17 protein-coding genes are annotated in these 18,513 nt (G+C 41.2%); 3 read left to right on the top strand and 14 right to left on the bottom strand.

Going from position 1 to position 18,513, the window contains the following annotated elements; all coding sequences use genetic code 11:
- Positions 1 to 39: 39 nt before the first annotated feature.
- The 8 genes from fliJ to AC27JR_RS15630 form a co-directional block, all read right to left on the bottom strand.
- Positions 40 to 486, bottom strand: coding sequence for a flagellar export protein FliJ (gene fliJ, locus AC27JR_RS15665; protein WP_010387909.1), 447 nt, complete (start codon positions 484 to 486; stop codon positions 40 to 42).
- Positions 486 to 1,820, bottom strand: coding sequence for a flagellar protein export ATPase FliI (gene fliI / locus AC27JR_RS15660; RefSeq protein WP_076918273.1), 1,335 nt, complete (start codon positions 1,818 to 1,820; stop codon positions 486 to 488). Before fliI ends, fliJ begins: the two co-directional genes overlap by 1 nt.
- 17 nt (positions 1,821 to 1,837) lie before the next feature.
- A complete protein-coding gene (gene fliH / locus AC27JR_RS15655) occupies positions 1,838 to 2,641 on the bottom strand; it encodes a flagellar assembly protein FliH (protein ID WP_335674774.1) in 804 nt (267 codons plus the stop codon).
- Positions 2,642 to 2,644: 3 nt separating this feature from the next.
- Entirely contained in the window at positions 2,645 to 3,685 is a 1,041-nt protein-coding gene (fliG, locus tag AC27JR_RS15650; protein ID WP_010387902.1) for a flagellar motor switch protein FliG, read from the bottom strand.
- Positions 3,678 to 5,393: a flagellar basal-body MS-ring/collar protein FliF gene (fliF, locus tag AC27JR_RS15645; protein ID WP_487174108.1), complete on the bottom strand. Its 1,716-nt coding sequence runs from the start codon at positions 5,391 to 5,393 to the stop codon at positions 3,678 to 3,680. The genes fliG and fliF overlap by 8 nt, the downstream gene beginning before the upstream one ends.
- Before the next feature lie 20 nt (positions 5,394 to 5,413).
- Positions 5,414 to 5,746 carry a flagellar hook-basal body complex protein FliE gene (fliE, locus tag AC27JR_RS15640; protein WP_131691405.1) on the bottom strand — a complete coding sequence of 111 codons (333 nt, stop codon included), beginning with the start codon at positions 5,744 to 5,746 and terminating at the stop codon, positions 5,414 to 5,416.
- Between the two features lie 156 nt (positions 5,747 to 5,902).
- Positions 5,903 to 7,327, bottom strand: a complete 1,425-nt coding sequence (locus AC27JR_RS15635; protein WP_487174107.1) for a sigma-54-dependent transcriptional regulator — start codon at positions 7,325 to 7,327, stop codon at positions 5,903 to 5,905.
- Entirely contained in the window at positions 7,320 to 8,435 is a 1,116-nt protein-coding gene (locus AC27JR_RS15630) for a sensor histidine kinase (RefSeq protein ID WP_076918278.1), read from the bottom strand. The genes AC27JR_RS15635 and AC27JR_RS15630 overlap by 8 nt, the downstream gene beginning before the upstream one ends.
- Before the next feature lie 129 nt (positions 8,436 to 8,564).
- Between AC27JR_RS15630 and AC27JR_RS15625 the strand changes: the two genes are divergently transcribed.
- Positions 8,565 to 9,152 carry a DNA-3-methyladenine glycosylase I gene (locus AC27JR_RS15625; protein WP_487174106.1) on the top strand — a complete coding sequence of 196 codons (588 nt, stop codon included), beginning with the start codon at positions 8,565 to 8,567 and terminating at the stop codon, positions 9,150 to 9,152.
- Between the two features lie 115 nt (positions 9,153 to 9,267).
- Here AC27JR_RS15625 and AC27JR_RS15620 read toward each other — a convergent pair whose 3' ends face one another.
- Positions 9,268 to 10,704, bottom strand: coding sequence for a sigma-54 dependent transcriptional regulator (locus AC27JR_RS15620; RefSeq protein WP_076918280.1), 1,437 nt, complete (start codon positions 10,702 to 10,704; stop codon positions 9,268 to 9,270).
- A 365-nt stretch (positions 10,705 to 11,069) separates the two neighbouring features.
- On the opposite strand from AC27JR_RS15620, the gene fliS reads away from it, so the two are divergent.
- Positions 11,070 to 11,465: a flagellar export chaperone FliS gene (fliS, locus tag AC27JR_RS15615; protein ID WP_008112168.1), complete on the top strand. Its 396-nt coding sequence runs from the start codon at positions 11,070 to 11,072 to the stop codon at positions 11,463 to 11,465.
- Positions 11,465 to 11,788, top strand: coding sequence for a hypothetical protein (locus AC27JR_RS15610; RefSeq protein ID WP_487174105.1), 324 nt, complete (start codon positions 11,465 to 11,467; stop codon positions 11,786 to 11,788). The genes fliS and AC27JR_RS15610 overlap by 1 nt, the downstream gene beginning before the upstream one ends.
- Before the next feature lie 188 nt (positions 11,789 to 11,976).
- Here AC27JR_RS15610 and fliD read toward each other — a convergent pair whose 3' ends face one another.
- The 5 genes from fliD to flgL form a co-directional block, all read right to left on the bottom strand.
- Entirely contained in the window at positions 11,977 to 13,401 is a 1,425-nt protein-coding gene (gene fliD, locus AC27JR_RS15605) for a flagellar filament capping protein FliD (RefSeq protein ID WP_487174104.1), read from the bottom strand.
- A 30-nt stretch (positions 13,402 to 13,431) separates the two neighbouring features.
- On the bottom strand, positions 13,432 to 13,821 hold the full coding sequence (locus AC27JR_RS15600; RefSeq protein WP_487174103.1) for a flagellar protein FlaG: 390 nt from the start codon (positions 13,819 to 13,821) through the stop codon (positions 13,432 to 13,434).
- A 99-nt stretch (positions 13,822 to 13,920) separates the two neighbouring features.
- The gene (locus AC27JR_RS15595) at positions 13,921 to 15,309 is read right to left on the bottom strand and encodes a flagellin (protein ID WP_487174101.1); all 1,389 of its coding nucleotides are present in this window, start codon (positions 15,307 to 15,309) and stop codon (positions 13,921 to 13,923) included.
- A gap of 216 nt (positions 15,310 to 15,525) precedes the next feature.
- Positions 15,526 to 16,977 carry a flagellin gene (locus AC27JR_RS15590; RefSeq protein ID WP_076918286.1) on the bottom strand — a complete coding sequence of 484 codons (1,452 nt, stop codon included), beginning with the start codon at positions 16,975 to 16,977 and terminating at the stop codon, positions 15,526 to 15,528.
- Positions 16,978 to 17,252: 275 nt separating this feature from the next.
- On the bottom strand, positions 17,253 to 18,512 hold the full coding sequence (flgL, locus tag AC27JR_RS15585) for a flagellar hook-associated protein FlgL (protein WP_487174100.1): 1,260 nt from the start codon (positions 18,510 to 18,512) through the stop codon (positions 17,253 to 17,255).
- Position 18,513 lies beyond the last annotated feature (1 nt).

Genomic DNA, 18,513 nt, shown 5'->3' with positions numbered 1-18,513 from the left:
CATTGCTCTTATAGAATCTAAGCAATTAACATGCCTACCTTATAGCGCTTTATTCCTTTGATAAAACTGATTTGACGAAAACTCGTCTAGCATTTTTTGTTCATTCTTAGCCACCAGCATGTCCGCTTTTAGCTGTTGCTTTTCAATTAGCTTAGCAACCGCTTTGGCTTTAACTTGCTGTTTTAACCATAACGTTTTACGCTGACTTACTACTTGTTTTGCGGTATTAACGGTACTCGCTTGTTGACGAGTAGCCTCTTCAATCTTGGCTATGAATGCGTGATACTGGCTAAATCCGGCACTTGATAAGCCCGATTGACCTTTAATATGCAGTTGCTGTGTATATTCCAGTCGAAAGTCATTTAAGCCTTGCAGCTTTTGCTGATTTAGCTGCAAGTTTTGATTGGCTTGCAAATAGCTCATCCGCAAAGTTTCTTCTTTTTCATTTTCAAGCTTAAGCAACAAATGCAGTTTATTTTTTGCCATTATGCTTGTCCTAATAATTGAGCGAGCCCTTGTAGGCCATCATCATAGCTGATCACGTCGCGCATACCTTGTTGTAAAAATGCGTTTACTCTTGGCATCATGTTTATTGCCTGATCGAGCATTTGGTCACTGCCTTTTTGATAAGCACCTAAGGTGATCATGTCTTTGTTCTGTTGATACATAGAATATACCTGTTTAAGTACTCGAGCTTGTTGCATATGTGGCTCTGAAACCACTTGTGGCATTACTCGAGAAATAGACTTTTCTATGTCAATGGCAGGGTAATGGCCGCTGTCAGCTAAATCACGCGATAAAACAATATGTCCATCAAGTATGGCACGTGCGGCATCAGCAATTGGGTCTTGCATATCATCACCTTCACTCAGTACAGTAAAAAAGGCAGTAATAGAGCCTTGCCCCTCTCCGCCATTACCGGCACGTTCCACTAATGCGGGTAATTTAGCAAATACTGAAGGCGGATAACCTTTGGTTGCAGGAGGTTCACCTACAGCCAGCGCTATTTCACGCTGCGCCATGGCATAACGCGTCACCGAGTCAAGCAGTAACAAAACGTTTAACCCTTGATCTCGAAAATACTCTGCAATGGTGACTGCGCTCTCACAGCCTTTTAATCGCATTAATGGTGAAGCATCAGCGGGCGCGGCAACAACAACTGAGCGTTTACGTCCTTCAACACCTAGTATTTCTTCAATAAATTCTTTAACTTCTCGGCCACGCTCACCGACTAAACCCACTACAATCACATCGGCTTCACTGCCTCGAGTCATCATGCCCAATAGTACTGATTTACCCACACCGGAGCCTGCAAATAAACCCATACGCTGGCCTTGGCCTACCGTAATTACTGAGTTGATAGCCCGTACCCCCACATCCATAGGTTTACTAATGGGGCGCCTTGCCAGTGGGTTTATTGCGTTTTGAGCGAATTTAAGTGTGTGTTCTGCGTTTATTTTCCCCAGCCCATCTAAAGGGCGCCCTAAACCGTCGACAACCCGGCCAAGTAGACTCATACCAACCGGTAAACCAGTATCATTAACTTGAGGAATAACTCGGGCACCAGGCAGCACACCTGAGATATGATCATTAGGCATTAAGTATAAGGTTTGATCGTTAAAACCAACAATCTCGGCGTCAACAAAGCCATTCATGGTTTCAATTTTACATTGGCTGCCTACTGGAGCTCTCAGGCCTTTGGCTTCAAGTGTTAAACCAACCACACGGGTTAAAACGCCCGCAACTGCAGGTGCTGGGGTTTTAATATGTCGTTGGTATTTAGATAAGCGTTCGCTTAATGAAGTATCGCTCACAGACATTGCACGCCAATAAAAAGTTAGATACCACTGTTATGCAAAAAACTATCCAATGTTTCTTTGACACGAGTTTTCAAGGTCATATCTAAAGACGATAGTGTTGTCTTCACTTCACAACCGCCACGCTCCAATGTGGGTTCTGGAATTAACTGCCAATGATTATCTTCAATAGCTTGCTCACCATAACTGGTTTTTATTAGTGCTAGGTCTTCTGGGTGAAGATGAATTTTAACTTTCTGTTGCTCTGCATTTAGTGCATCAATGCTTTTTTTCAAGGTATGTAAAATAATATCAGGCGAGGTTTTTATCTCTTGATAAATGATTGCTTCACTGAGCATGGTCGCTAACTGCACTAACTGTTTTTCTGCTTGCTCATCCACTTTTTTAAGTGGATCGGATAAACTATCTAATAGGCTACGTAAGTGAGTTAACTGCTCATCCATTAAAGGCTTAACGTCCTCTTGGCCTTGGGTTTTACCCAGTTCAACACCTTCTTTGTAACCCGCTTCTTTCCCCTCGGTTACGCCCTTATCAAAGCCATCTATATAGCCTTGCTCGTGTCCTTGCTTAAGGCCTTCCTCGTACGCGTCTTGGCGAATGCGCTCAAGCTCCACCATAGTAAGAGAAGGAAGCTCTTGCTCTTCAGGTTCTTCAGCTTGCTCTTTGGCCATTTCTTTATGGTACAGCTCTGCCAATGGCGTGCCATAAGCGGTCGAGCGATTGCCAAAACTTCGCTCATCTGGCGCAACGTCAGGAATTGGCCAATTTTTTAATAGCTCATCAGCTTCATCAGCGTGTAACGGGCGACCCTTAGAGTTACTCATAGATTATAAGAACTCCTCACCACCGCCACCACCAAGCATAATTTCACCTGAATCTGATAGACGACGTGCTGTTGACAGTATTTCTTTTTGCGCTGCCTCTACTTCGCTAATACGCACTGGCGCCATAGCCTCTAAGTCATCAGCAAGCATTTCAGCGGCACGTTTAGACATGTTACCCAAGATCTTCTCTTTAAGCGCTTCGTCAGTACCTTTAATGGCTTTCATCAGTACATCTTGCGGCACTTCGCGTAAAATTGCTTGGATGCCTCTGTCTTCTACATCCATTAAGTTTTCGAAAACAAACATTAAGTCTTGAATTTGTTGCGACATTTCTTCGTCATGCTCACGGATAGAATCCATTAACTGCCCTTCAACATTGGTATCGAGGTAGTTCATAATATCTGCAGCCGCTTTTAAGCCACCCATCTTCGCAGCTTGTGCACCTGCTTGACCAGCAAATTGTTTTTCCATAATTTCGTTTAATTCTTGTAAAGCTGCTGGTTGTACTTCTTCTAAATTGGCAATACGCATGGTTAAATCTAGGCGCACTTTTTCAGGAAATTGCGCTAAAATTTCAGCTGATTGTTCCGGCTCTAAATAAGAAAGCACAATTGTTTGAATTTGCGGATGCTCATTACGAATAATGTTAGCTACCTGCTTTGAGTCCATCCATTTTAATGAATCAAGCCCTTTAGCGCCTGAGCCCATAACAATTTGGTCTATTAAGCTGGCGGCTTTATCTTCACCTAATGCAGCAGTAAGTGCTTTTTTGATAAAATCTTCAGACTGAAAACCTATCGTACTAAAGCTCTGAATTTGTTCAATAAACAAATTATGAACTGCGCTAATTTTAGCTTGCGACAAATCATCGATTGCCGCCATAGCCATACCTACCTTTTGCACTTGTTTTGGCTCTAAGTGTTTAAGGATTTGCGCTGCATCTTCTTCAGATAAGCTCAGTAATAATATCGCCGCTTTATCTACACCATCGAGCTTATCAACATCAAACGCCGGTGGTAGTTGTTTTTGTTCTTGATCAGTCATCTTCTGTTAACCACGCTTTCACTACTTGTGATGATAGTTCTGGTTCATTGGCTACAAGGGCACGAACCGCTTTCAATAAGTCTTCGTCGCCATGTAAGTCTGGTAACTGTAGTGTACCATCGCTTGAGAAGCCAACTGAAGCAGAATCAAAGTCATTATTTAGCATATCTAATGTGCTGTCACCAAGGTCAACACCTGAACTAAGAGAGTCTTCATCATATTCTTCAAGTGTATTATCTGGGTAAATTAAGCGTTTAAGCATAGGTTTAACAACAGCTAATATCAGTACAATAATAACCAGCGCACCTAATACTAAGCGCATCATTTTCATAAACCAGTCTTGTTCCCACAAAGGCAATTCAAAATCAAGCGCTGAGTCTTCACGAACGAATGGCACGGTTACTACTTCAAGAGCATCGCCACGTTGCATATCAAAGCCTACGCCACCTTGTAACAAGCGACGAATATTTGACAAAGCTTCTACCGAGCGTGGTGTCATGGTTGTTTCACCATTTTCACCCACCGTAGGTAAGTAATCGACCGCCACGGACACACTTATTCTGCGGATCACACCGGTTTGCTGACGCTTATGTGAAATAGTGGTATCGAGTTCATAGTTACGGGTAGCTTCTTTGTGAGTACGACTTGGTGACGTAGCAGTGCCCGCACCACCAGCCATCGCATCTTCAGGTATCGTTGAATTTACCGGAGGCTGATTAGTGAGTGCACCAGGAATACCTACCGCTAGACCACCTATATTATTTTCTTCAAAAGTGGTTTCACTTCTTACCGCTGGTAAATCTGGATTATAGCGTTTTTGTGTTTCTTCTATTGAACTAAAGTCCATGCTTAAATCTACTTGGGCGGTGTAATTACCCAAGCCAACGACGGGAATTAAAATGCTGTCAATTTTTTCTAGGTATTCTTGTTCACGTTTGCGCTCTAGGTCGTACTCTTTACGAGAGCGTGCAGCCAGAGAGGTTTGTGAACCTGAATTTAATAAACGGCCGTTTTGATCGGTCACCGTTACGCGAGAAGGCTCTAGCCCTTGTACCGCAGAAGCAATCATATCAACTACTGAGTCAACTTCTTCGCTATCTAGTGAGCGACCACGCTTAAGCGTAAGTACAACAGTAGCTGAGGGTTTTTTCTCTCGACGAGCGAACACATTTTCTTTTGGAATAGCTAACAACACCTTGGCGCGAGTAACATTGTTTAGCTCTTCTATAGTACGGGCAAGTTGTTGCTCACGGCCATGTTTAAGGCGCTCACGTTCTAAACGTTGGCTTACCCCAAACCCCATATCTTGCATAATAATATCGCTACCTGATGTCGGCCCTTGATCTAAACCTTCACGGGTCATCAGTAACTTAATATTTTGATACTCTGTTTCATCAACTGAAACCACATTACCATCAAGCTGGTAGTCAATTTTTTGCGCATCTAAAAAGTCGAGTGTTTCTATTAACTCTTGGGTTTGCATTTTACCTAATGGGCGCATATCTGGCTGACGAGCCCAAATAATAACGAAAATAGCAATGGCTAAACAAATGGCCAATGCAACAATCAGGGTAATTTGACGTAAAACATCAACACCGCCAAGGGCGCTGAAATAGCCTGACTTTTGCTCTTGTTGATCTTCGTTTTCACTTTGCTCCATCATGCCATCAGCAAGTGCCAGATCTGTAGATTGATTAGATTGCGCCACAATAATTCTCCACTACCTAGTTAAACAGGCATGTTCATAATTTCTTTGTAAGATTCAACAAGCTTATTACGAACCTGTACCGTAGCTTCAAATGCCACAGAAGACTTTTGCGAAGCAATCATTGCTTCAGCAAGCGATACGCTTCTGTCGCCAGTCTCTACTGCTTTTACTTTTTGTCCTGTGTCTTGCTGTAACTCATGCACTGTATTTAGTGCATTACTCAGCATATCACCAAATTGCGCTGTAGACGTTGATTGCACTTGCGTTGGTAAGTTATTAACTTGATTATTACGCGTGGCTTCTGAAGCCATAGATTGCATTTCTTGAAATAAAGCACTGTTTTGAATTTTCATAATTGTCTCTGATAATGCAGTAAACTCTTAAAGAGAATAAAGCACAAAACATGCCAAAAATAAAAACCAATTAAAACATGGGTTTAAGCTGTTATTTTGCGTAGTCAGAGTTTTGACAGCCCTAAAATCAGTTACTTAGATCTAGGGCTGTTGAAGTTATGCAGGGAGGGAAATACCTAAGTCGCGCATTTGCGCTAATTTGTAACGTAAAGTACGTGGACTAATACCTAAGGTTTCGGCCACTTCTTTACGCTTTCCTTGACAACGCGCCAAGGTTTCTAAAATAATGCGATGTTCTTTATCTTTAAGCTCATCTTTATAACTCCCCGTGTCTAAGGCGAGCAAATCATTTTTTTGTTCATCTTCGGGTATTGTTTTTTCATCATAATAAGCATTACTGAAGCTATTATTTGTAGGCTCAGGCACTGACGTTGTTTCAACCACAAACTGAGTTGGCGTTAAATTTTCGATAAAAATCGCATGCTCATCAATAGTACTGCCACTGCGTAAAATTAAAGCGCGTTGGATAACGTTATCCAGTTCACGAACATTACCCGGCCAGCTATGGCTAAGCAGTTTTTGTTCAGCGCTTGTATCTAGGTACGCCATTGGCTCTTTACTTTTACTTAAATGGCGTTCAATTAAGTGTTTCGCCAGCACAATAATATCACCTGGGCGTTCACACAGAGGCCGCCACAGCAAAGGGAAAACATTAAGTCGATAATATAAATCTTCGCGGAACTGATTATCAGCAACTGCCTCTTTTAATTCGCGGTTACTGGTAGCAAGCACACGTACATCTAGTGAAATAGTTTTTCGACCACCTAAACGCTCAACTTCGCGTTCTTGCAATACCCGCAGTAATTTGGCTTGTAAGCCTAAATCCATCTCGGTAATTTCATCAAGTAAGATAGTTCCTCCCTGCGCTTGTTCAAACTTACCTGGACAGGCCTGAATGGCACCGGTAAACGCGCCTTTTTCGTAGCCAAATAAAGTAGCTTCAAGCATGTTTTCCGGAATAGCAGCACAGTTAATCGCTACAAACGGTTCATTACAGCGCTTTGACTTGTCATGAATATAGCGCGCCAGCACTTCTTTACCTGAGCCACTTGGCCCAAGCACCATCACACTGGCATCTGAACGCGCCACTTTACTAGCAAGTTCGAGTAATTGAATACTACTAGGGTCGGCAACAATGGGACCGTCTGTTTCTTTTTCCTTTTCAGGCAAGTAACGGCTCACCATATTCAACAAGACTTCTGGGGCAAATGGCTTAGCCATATAATCGATGGCGCCTAAGCGCATTGCCTCAACCGCATCATCAATGGTGGCATAGGCTGTCATCATCAGTACGGGTAAATCAGGGTGATTTAATTTAATACTACGTAATAAATCTAGGCCACTCATTGCGCCCATTTGCACATCACTGACCACCAGTGAAAATGCGTCTTTTTTTAATAGCAACATGGCTTGCTCAGCACTGTTGGCTGCCATGCAAGCGATGCCCGACATTTCTAAAGTATCAATTAATGCTTCACGAAGTCCGGCGTCGTCTTCTACAACTAAAATAGTGTTACTCATGTGACTCCCCTAATTTAGATGTGACACTAATAGGCAGCAACATACTGAAAATTGCTCCCCCATGTGGGTTGTTGTTTGCCTCAACCCGCCCTTGGTGTGCACCGGCTACCGAACTAACAACGGCAAGCCCTAAGCCTGTACCTTGGCTTTTAGTGGTATAAAAAGGCTCAAATATTTTCTCGCTCTGGCCTAGGTCAATACCTGGACCATTGTCACTAACGCTAATGCGTACAAAGTCAGCGTTTTGCTTATCGCGCGAAGCGCTAAGCTGCACTTGAGCGTCACTGCCAATCACTTGAATACTGTTATGAATAAGATTTTGAATAGCACTTGCCAATGCGGTTTTATTACCCATAATTTCTATATCGGGTTCAGGTAAGCTTACATTTAATTCGCTATCATTAAGCGCTACCATGGCATCAGCACCGGCTTTAACTTCACTGAGTAACTGTTGCATCGACACTTGCTCAACCACCTGTTGATCACCACTTTTGGCAAATAGCAGCATGTCGTTTACTTGGGTTTCTAAATCTTTTAAACGAGACATTAATTTAGTGTGAAAACTGCCGCGTGAGGCTTCTGGTAAACGCTTTGACCCAAGATTTGCAGCGTATAACATAGCCGCCGATAAAGGAGTACGCACTTGATGAGCCAAAGATGCCACCATTTTACCTAACGCACTTAAACGCTGCATATGCGCTACCCGCTTTTGTAAGCGTCGGGTTTCAGTTAAGTCGGTCATTAATATAAGTTGCCCTGGCTCTGGCGCAAGTGCGGTAATATCGAGTTTTATTAAGCGCCCATCTTTTAACGACACTTCATGACCATCATCTTGATGAGGGCGAAATGAGCGCTGAATAACACTAAACCACTTCTCACCTTCTAGTGGTTCACCGAGCATATCGATAGCAATTTGATTCGCCTTAGCGATCATTCCTTTGCCGTCGAGTACAATTACGCCCGCAGGCATAGTATCAACTAAATGAGAAAGCCAACTTGCCTGTTGACGCAAATCACTCAACTCACCAACATACTCCTCTTGCAGTAAACATGGGTTATACTGATTAGCAGAAATAAACTGGGGTTTTAGCACACTTGCAAGGGCCATAATCAACTCTCTAAAATAATGTAGATGCAATGGCTAATGCACAATATGTACCAAAATTATTTGCTAGTAAATTCAATAAATTAAACCAACAAAACGTGTGTCGTAAAAATGACGCGCAAAGGAACATGCATGAATAAAGAGACTCAGTGCCGTTGCCCATGGCTAGATACAACAAAACCTGACTATGTGGATTATCATGATCATGAATGGGGCGTCCCTGTGCATGACGATCAACTACTTTTTGAGTTTTTGACATTAGAATCGGCACAAGCGGGACTCAGCTGGTATACCATATTAAAAAAGCGTGAGAATTATAAAAATGCCTTCGCCAATTTTGATGTACGCAAAATAGCGGCCTTTACTGAGCACGACATAGAAAAATTAATGCAAAATGTGGGTATAGTTCGCAATCGCTTAAAAATTGTCGCAACAATTAATAACGCAAAATGCTTTATCGCTATACAAGAAGAGTTTGGCAGTTTTAGTGATTATCAGTGGCGGTTTGTTGGTAATAAACCTCAGGTAAACGATTTAGAAACACTGGCCGATTACCCCGCAGTTACTGAGGCATCAACATTATTTGCAAAAGATTTAAAAAAGCGTGGCTTTAAATTTTTAGGCCCAACCACAGTGTATGCCTATATGCAGGCGTGTGGGATGGTTAACGATCATAGTAATGATTGTTTTAGGAAGGAAGAAGTTAAAAAGCTAGGCTAAGGCTAGAGCTGCGGGTTACGAGACACGAGGTAAACCCGCTCTAAAAGTTAAGCGCAGTGTTTATTTTTTCTAACCTAACACCTTACACCTAGTACCTAATATCTGCACTTAACCCTCAATCTCTAGAAAGGTTATATTTTTTCATTTTTTCAACCAGTGTTGTTCGCCTTACGCCTAGCACTTCAGCAGCACGGGCAACAACGTAATCAAAGCGCTCTAATGCCTGGGTGATTAAGTTAATTTCAAGCTCAGCTAAGTACTCTTTAAGTTCAATACCTTCATCGGGCAATAACCCAGGGGCCGCTTGAGCAAAATCATCTTCGAGATCTATTTCGTCTTCGCTAAATCCGCCGCTAAAGATATCATTAAACGCATCACGCTCCATCAGTTCTTCTGGATACTGAGGCTCATAAGCTTCAACTTCAATATAGCGGTATTTATTAGGTAAATCAGGAACATCCACCACTTTATCGGGAAACATAATAACCATACGCTCAACAAGATTAGCCAGCTCACGAATATTACCCGGCCAAGAATGCTCTTTTAAACTATCGATAGCGCGCTCTGTAAACTTAGCAGTGGTTCCACTTTGTTCATTTACGCGGCGCATAAGCTCTTTAAGTAGCAAAGGGATGTCTTCTGCACGCTGTGCAAGCGAAGGGCTTTCAATAGGAAAAACATTAAGACGATAGTACAAGTCTTCTCGAAACGAGCCTTTTTCAATCATGCTTTCAAGATCACGGTGGGTTGCAGCAATTACACGTACATCGGCTTGAATCGCTTTGGTACCGCCAACGCGCTCATAGCTACGCTCTTGTAGTACTCGCAATAGCTTAACCTGCATTTGCAGTGGCATATCCCCTATTTCATCTAAAAATAGGGTGCCACCTTGCGCCAATTCAAACCGGCCTTTACGTGCTGAAATAGCGCCGGTAAATGCACCTTTTTCATGGCCAAATAATTCGCTTTCTAGTAGCTCAGCAGGGATAGCCCCACAGTTTACCGGAACAAAAGGCCCTTTATTACGCTTAGAGAGCAAATGCACGTTACGAGCAACGACTTCTTTACCTGTGCCCGACTCACCTAAAATAAGTACGTTGGCATCGGTTTTAGCAACTTGGGTAATTAAAAAGCGTAAATCTTTTACCGCTTTGGTTTCACCTACAAGGCCATCAAAGGTGCTTTTTTCTTTGTTATGTTTATGCTCATGAGGCAGCATACGTTGATACTGCTGACAATCATGCAGTAACTGGGTGGTAACTTCATGAGTAAATGGCTCACAAATTAATCCAACAACATTAGCGAGACTCAGTAGCGGTTTGAGCGTTTCACCAATCAATAAAAAAGGAAATGTCGGATAGCGTTTAATTAAACTTTCATGATCTAAAGACTGCAACGCCCCTAACACCACAATACATTCTTTATTATGGTACTGGCTACACGCCTGCTCAAAGTCAGCTTCAGTTTGCAATTGTACCGCTTCACCAATAAAAGTAAGCGATGCATATAATCCAATAGAGCGATTGTTATTATTATCTAAAATTAAGATCATCTTTAGCGAGCCATTTATTTCACTAATTTGTTTTATTAATCAAATTGTAAGCCAGTTGGATTTGGATGCAAGCAATAGCGGCGATTTTTTGACATTAACGCCAAAAAACAGACACCCGCCCTGTAAAGCCAATACTTTATAACTAATAACTCTTTAGCTATTTATAACGGCATACCTACTTAGGATGGATTATCTAACACGTTTTGCCACTGATAAGGATGCGACTCTACACAGAAGAAACTCATAAAAAGTGCTATTATTACTTAAAGGTGTGACTGTTTTTGCCGATAAGTAATAGTCAAACTTATGTTGGAACTAAACTTGCTTAAGGTTCTACACAGTAATTAAAATTTGAGGAATTACCTATGGCTCATGCATCAATCAATAAATACCGTCAAATAACAGTTAGCAGCGTTAAAGAGATGACTCCCTACGACCAAGTTAAACTCGTGTTTGTAAATATTGTTGGCAAGCTCTCTGCTGCAAAAGGATTTATTGAACGTAAAGAGTTAGAAAAAAAAGGCAACGCAATCTCTGATTGTATTGTGCTACTTGGTGCGTTGCAGCAAGTGTTAAATTTTGAAGACAATAATGAAGTATCAACTAACTTAGACTCTTTGTACGATTACTGTCAGCGTTGTTTATTAACTGCAAACCTTGAAAACAACATTGATAAAATTGATGAAGTAATTACCTTAATTAAAGAGATTAAGTCAGGCTGGGAAGCAATTCCATTCGAACAAAGAGAACCACAACTGTAATGACTTTAAAGCAGGTTACGAGCTCACAAATTACTGATAGTAAGACCAGAGACTACTGCAATGAGCTGGTTAGTTTGATTACTGACTCTCAGGATTGGGATATTGAGCAAGCACTGAATATTCATAGCCGGTTAGACAGTTACATGAATGAATCTTTAAAGCATGACGACGGTTTTTATTCTGAATCTGAGCTTGAGTTTTTAATCGCATTTGTGGCACAGCTTTCAACACTATTTGATAGCGAAAAACAAAAGTTAGCGATAGAAATTATAAAGAAACAAAAAATCAAAGGTGCAGTGAATAAGTATAAATCTAATATTTAAAAATATTATTTACTTTAGCTCTCCCTATTTTATTCCCCTTTACAGAGTGATTAAGCAGATTTTTCACTCTGTATTTTTATTTCCTCAAGCCTCACTATAAAACAACACAGTTAGTTACTAACAATTGAACAAACATAAAAAAACCCGACTCATAAGCCAGGCTTTATTTGCTAAACAAGGTTAATTGTTTAGCTAGACTTTTTAACCACACCAGGTAAGTTAGCTAATTGCTGTTGCAAGTAACTCCCTGTCGAGTTTAGGTTAGCAACAAGTAAATCCATTGCGTTGTACTGGCTATATAATCGCTCTTCATATTTAGCCATACGGGTATTAAACTTTTCTACGTCAGTTTCTAGTTTAGAAATTTGTGATTCGCGGCCTTCTATACGAGAGCTGATAATACCATCAGACGCAGTATAGCCTTTAATCACCGTGTCTAGCTGACCAACAAAACCATCACCATCATTTTCACCAACGAAAAACGTTTGAATAGCTTGAGGATCGCTTTCTACCGCAGCTTTAAGCGCATCAGAATCAATACTTAATTTACCTGAACGCTCAGTTCTAATACCAAAATTAGCTAAAAAGTCGGTATTACCATTGCCGGTGCTAAATTCCGAGGTTAACAACGAGCGTACTTGGTTAACAGAGCCTCTAAGTAATGAATCACCCGCAAGTGCACCAACGCCCTCTTCAGCGCTAGAGCGACCTAACTGATTAGATAAGTCAATAAATGCATTAAACTTCTCTACAAACGACTTTAATCCAGCAGCAACATTATTATTATTTTCAGTGATGGTTGCTTTACTTAAATCATCGTCTGCATTGTGCGTTTTTTTGGCATTAATGGTGACACCCTCAATGACATCTTTAAATTCATTTGTACTGCTCGTCGCAACAAGCGTCCCATCAATCGTAATTGAGGCATCGGTCGCTGCCGTTACTTCGTTTAGGTTTTCAGCATACGTTGTTGATGTTGTATCACTATCATAGGCAAGGCGAGATAAACCCAAGGCATCTGTATTATTGCCATCAGAGACATCATCAACCACAATTTTTATTGCGTTTTCGGCGCCGGTTTCTTTGCTCGATAATACTAGGCGCTGCCCCGTGTCATCGGTAATAATAGTGGCATTCACGGAGTCGTTATCGGTAGAGTTATTAATAGCATCACGAATATCAGCAAGTGTTGCTGTGCCAGACACATCAATATCAAAATTATTGGTACCTGAGCTAATGCTTAGCTTACCCTCACCCACGGCTTCATCACCAGCTATGGCACTTGAGGTTAACTTGTGGTTTTCAGCTAAGCTGTTTACTTTAATAGAATAGTTATTTGTTTGCGCGTTTTTTTCAGAGCTTAAGGAAACAAAATCATCACTGCCACTGATAGTACGCTGTTGGAAGTTTTCGATGTCACCCAGCGATTCCAATGAGCCATTAAGTTCCTCTAGTGAGGCTTTTAATGTTCCCACCGCTGATATATCGGTAGTGAAATTAGCTTGTTGCTTGTTAACACGAGCTTGATAAGGGGCTTTTTCAGCATTTACTAAAGCACTTACAATTTCGTTTACTTGTAAACCAGAACCAATACCTGTAAATGAAATAGACATATTACTAACCCTCTTAATTGCTCAAACTAACTAAACTTTAAAATCAACCAATACACCGGTTGCTTCCGCTAACTTAGCCACAATACCTAACACTTCTTCTGATGGATATTGCTTAACTAAATCACCACTTTCTTTATCAATCACCTTAATAACATTACGGCCAGAATCTTCATCTACTTTAAACTGTAGGCTACGATTCATTTCGCCCATAAAGTCCTGCAATTGCTGTACCACCTTCTCTAGTTTTTCAGGTGACAACTCAGTTTCAGAAACTTTACTATTATTTGCAGTAGTGGTGACGGGTGTATTGTTTTGCTCATCGGCGTTTTGCTTAGCTTGTGCTGCTGGGGTTTGGTAATTTGAGGTAACCTCACCTTTTTGCGCTGAGCTTATATTTAGATTTAAACTTTGTGTTTCCATGATTCGCTCCTACTATAAAGCGACAAAAGCTTTATACCTATACAAGAAAGGAAGGGTTGCCCCTTCCTTAGTAGTTAAAGTATAGAGCTTATTGTTAAATTAACCTAATAAGCTAAGTGCTGCCTGTGGTAACTGGTTAGACTGAGCTAAGATTGTTGTACCAGCCTGTTGCATAATCTGGTTCTTAGTTAGTTTAGCCGTTTCTGCAGCGTAATCTGTATCTTCGATACGGCTTTTAGAAGCTGATACGTTTTCTGATACGTTTGCAAGGTTAGCAATGGTAAAGCCAAAACGGTTTTGTACCGCACCCAAGTCTGCACGTTGTGCATCAATTTGCGCAAGCGCCGCATCAATTGTTTCGATTGCATTTTGCGCGCCAGCACTTGTAGTACCAGAGATATCAACCTCTTCAATTGATGTTAATGAACCTGAACCACCCGTCGCACCAAGACCACCACCTAGTATTTCATCTACAGTTGTACCAGAGATACCAATTTTATCTGGAGAAGAAAGTTCTAGAGTAGATGAAACAGCTTGGCTACCACCAGCCGTACCACCACCTAAAGAAGCTGTACCGGCAGTTGCAATAAGCTCAATACCATTAACGCCTGTTGCTTTAATCGTTAGATCACCCGCTGACTCAACAACGTCATAACCATCAGCAACCATTGCTTCAGCAAGACGTGAGGCATCGCCCCCAAACGAAGCTAATGCATACGTATCGCCACCAATATTTAAATTGCCAACATCAGATGAATCAAGATTTGTTAGTGTTGTACTTAACTCTGAAGTCGCAGTTACGCCTGATGCAACTGCATTGATTTTAGTAGCAATATCTTCTGCACCATCACCAGTAGCGACAGATACTGCTTTACCATTTATGTTAAGAGTTGCATCTGCAGTTGTTGCATTTTGAAGCGCTAAAGTCGTGTCACCAGTAGTACCCAATACAGAACCGGCCCCGCTAACACCATATGCACCAAGCGCATCAGCAGACACATCACGCAAACTTACATTAATCGTTTCGTTCGCATTAGCACCTACTTGGAATTGTTTAGTACCAAACGAACCATCTAGTAAGCTTGTACCACCGAATTTAGTAGTTTCAGCGATACGCGTTAGCTCTTGTTGTAGTGCGCCCACTTCTTTTTGCAGTGCGGCACGAGCGTTTGCATCGTTTGAACCATTTGCTGATTGTAAAGATAGGTCACGCATACGTTGTAAGATGTTTGATGACTCTTGCATCGCGCCTTCAGCGGTTTGCGACATTGAAATACCGTCATTCGCGTTACGCTGTGCAACACCTAACCCATTAATTTGTGAAGAAAGACGGTTAGCAATTTGTAGACCTGCCGCATCATCTTTCGCGCTGTTGATTTTCATACCAGATGAAAGACGTTGCATTGATGTACCTAATGCTTCGCTAGATTTTGATAAGTTTCTTTGTGCATTTAGTGATGACACGTTAGTATTTACTGATAAAGCCATGTTATAACTCCTGATTACTTTCGTAATGTAACTAATTGATTTTAACCAAGAGCCATCACAATAAAAATCTGTTCAAGCTCCGTTCTAATTAAGTTAACGGCCGTTATAAAATTACCTTTAGCTTTTTTTTAAAAAAAACAGTAAAAACTTTTAATTGATTGAAATACAGACAAAAAAGCCAAGCATATTTGCTTGGCTTTTTATAGTTAACGGATATTAGCCACCTAAAAGACTTAATGCTGCCTGTGGCAACTGGTTTGCCTGAGACAAAATAGTCGTACCTGCTTGTTGCATTATTTGGTTTTTAGTTAGTGTTGCGGTTTCAAGCGCGTAATCAGTATCTTGAATACGACTGCGAGAAGCTGACACATTCTCAGATACGTTAGCAAGGTTGGCAATGGTAAAACCAAAACGATTTTGCACCGCACCTAAATCTGCGCGCTGGGCGTCTATTTGCGCAAGCGCTGCATCTATGGTGTTAATCGCAGACTGCGCACCCGCACTAGTCGTACCTGATATATCAACACTTTCTACAGATGTTAATTCACCAGTACCGCCTGTGGCAGAAATATTTGTTCCACCTAAAATATCATCCACATTAGTACCAGATATGCCAATTTTCTCTGAAGAAGATAATGTTAGCGTTGATGAAACACTGATATTATTATTGGTAGCGCCACCAGCAACCGCCGCACCACCTGTTGCATTGTTAGCAATGGTAGCTGTACCGGCAGTACCTGTCATTTGAATACCATCAACACCTTCAGCCTTAAGTATTAAAGATCCTTCATCAACGATGGCATCATAACCATCGGCTTGTAACTCTTGAGCAAGTCGGTCAAGGTCACCACCAAATTCTGATAGCTTGTAAGTATCAACTGCAGCACCTGCTTTACGAAGTGTTAAATCGCTATTGTCATCAGAATCCAAACCAGCGATTGTGACATCTAATTTTGCTGTTGCAGTAACGCCTGTAGCTTCTTTATTAATGCTATCTGCTATTTCAGCAGCACCCTTACCCGTAACACCCGCATCAGGGATTGCAACACCATTAATATTTAGCCCTGCCGTAGCCACTGCACCCGTTGCTGTTGCCAATGTAGCTGTTTGTGTTGCAGCCGCCCCAAGCAAAGTACTGCTATCTTTTACTTCATATGCGCCAATTGCACTAGCAGCAACATTACGTAAACTTACATTAATGGTTTCATTCGCATTAGCACCTACCTGAAACTGTTTAGTACCAAAAGTGCCGTCAAGTAAGCTGGTACCACCAAATTTAGTGGTATCTGCAATTCGAGTGAGCTCTTGTTGCAAGGCTGCTACTTCTTTTTGCAGTGATGCACGGTCAACCGCACTGTTTGAACCATTCGCCGATTGCAGTGATAAGTCACGCATACGTTGCAGAATATTTGCTGACTCTTGCATTGCACCTTCAGCAGTTTGCGCCATAGAAATACCATCGTTGGCATTTCGCTGAGCAACCGTTAGGCCATTAACCTGAGACGTTAGTCGGTTGGCAATTTGTAAACCTGCAGCATCGTCTTTTGCGCTATTAATACGCAAACCAGATGATAGTCTCTGCATTGAGGTTTCAAGTGCCATGCTAGATTTAGATAGATTGCGTTGCCCATTAAGTGATGCAACATTTGTATTTACGCTTAAAGCCATTTTACCATCTCCTAGTTTCAATCAGAATGTGGTTCAAAATATTTAAGCAAAAACCACACTGTCTATGACTAGTTGAATGCATTACTTGTGCCAACTAATAATAAAACATTAAACCCATGTTTTATAACAACTAAATAACTTTTATTACGGTATTTAATAAATAGTGAGCATTTTTTTGACAGGAGAGAAAAAGGGGGGTGACAGTTTTTTGCCGCTTCGTTAAGGCAAGTTATTACCTATTTTTCCTAAAAGTAATAACCTGCCTTGGATGGTGTTTATAAATAATCGAATAATGAGAGTTTAGCCAAACGACCAAAAGTCGCTTGTGAGGCCTGTAAACCAGACTCATGTTTTGTGAGATCGCTAATCGCTTCAGCGGCATCAATTTCAATCAGGCTGGATCTGTTTTCTTGATTATTGATATCTAGTGCACTGTTTGAATCAGTTACACGCTCAACCACATTCATGCGCCCACCTAAGCCAGCTTGTGTAAATACAATTTGCTCACTGGCGTTTTTAAGCTGAATTAACCCATCTGATAATGCTTGGTTAATTTGCGATTCATCAAGTTGATCGTCATTTAGGCTGATGATCAGAGCTTGCAATGTATTTAACACATTTTCTTTACTTGGTTTTTCAAGAGTAAAATCAAGCTGCCCTGGTGCTGCTCCTTCGAGTTGAATTTCCATGCCAGCAAACTCAATCGGCTCGTCGGTTACTTCACCCGTAACGGGTGGCACAAGCGACGCGCCGTCTCGTAATATTTCATACTGATCAGGCGATGAAGGGGTTGCACCTGGGATCACATTAACATTATAGGTATTGATCGTTGGAGAAATAAGCGGATCTGGGTCTGAGTTATAATTATCTTTGTGAAAGCGGTCAAACTCACCTTGGTTTTCAACATACACAGTACCCGCAGTAATACCGCCGCTTGGAGTGCCTTGATTAGAAATAACATCAAGACGTGCATCAACTCGTTCAAATACATTAAAGCCATTATCGCTTGATTTGATCTCAACGCCTTTGGCAATCGTCACTTCGTGTTGACCTTGATCGCCTTGGTATTCATATTTGCCATTAGTGCTATTAAAAGTATACGTTTGAATATTATCTTGATAGCCAGAAAAAAGGTATTTACCTCCTTCCGATTGGCTATTCATTAAATTTAGTAACGACTTTTGTAACTCTTGTAGTTCACCCGCTACCGCCGCTAAGTCATCTTTGCTTAACGAACCGTTACCGGCTTGTATAGTTAACATTTGAGCTTCTAAAATAGTGTCGTTCATACCTTGTAACAAGCTTTCTTCGGTTTCTAAACGCCCTTTTAGCTGGTTAATATTTTTGGTCAGCTGCTCATTCGTTTCTATTTTATTGGTGTACAACATACCCTGAGAAATAGCTGCAGGGTTTTCAGAGGTACTCAAATATTTTTGACCTGTAGTGACACGCTCTTGCGCACCTGCTACATTTTGTTGATTCTCAAGTATTTTATTAATATTATTTTGATACATTAAATTATTTGATAAACGCATA

This window comes from Pseudoalteromonas sp. NH0006-26 (assembly GCF_057552415.1).
Note: the sequence above shows the minus strand (reverse complement) of the source record. Positions and strands in the feature narration are given on the sequence as shown.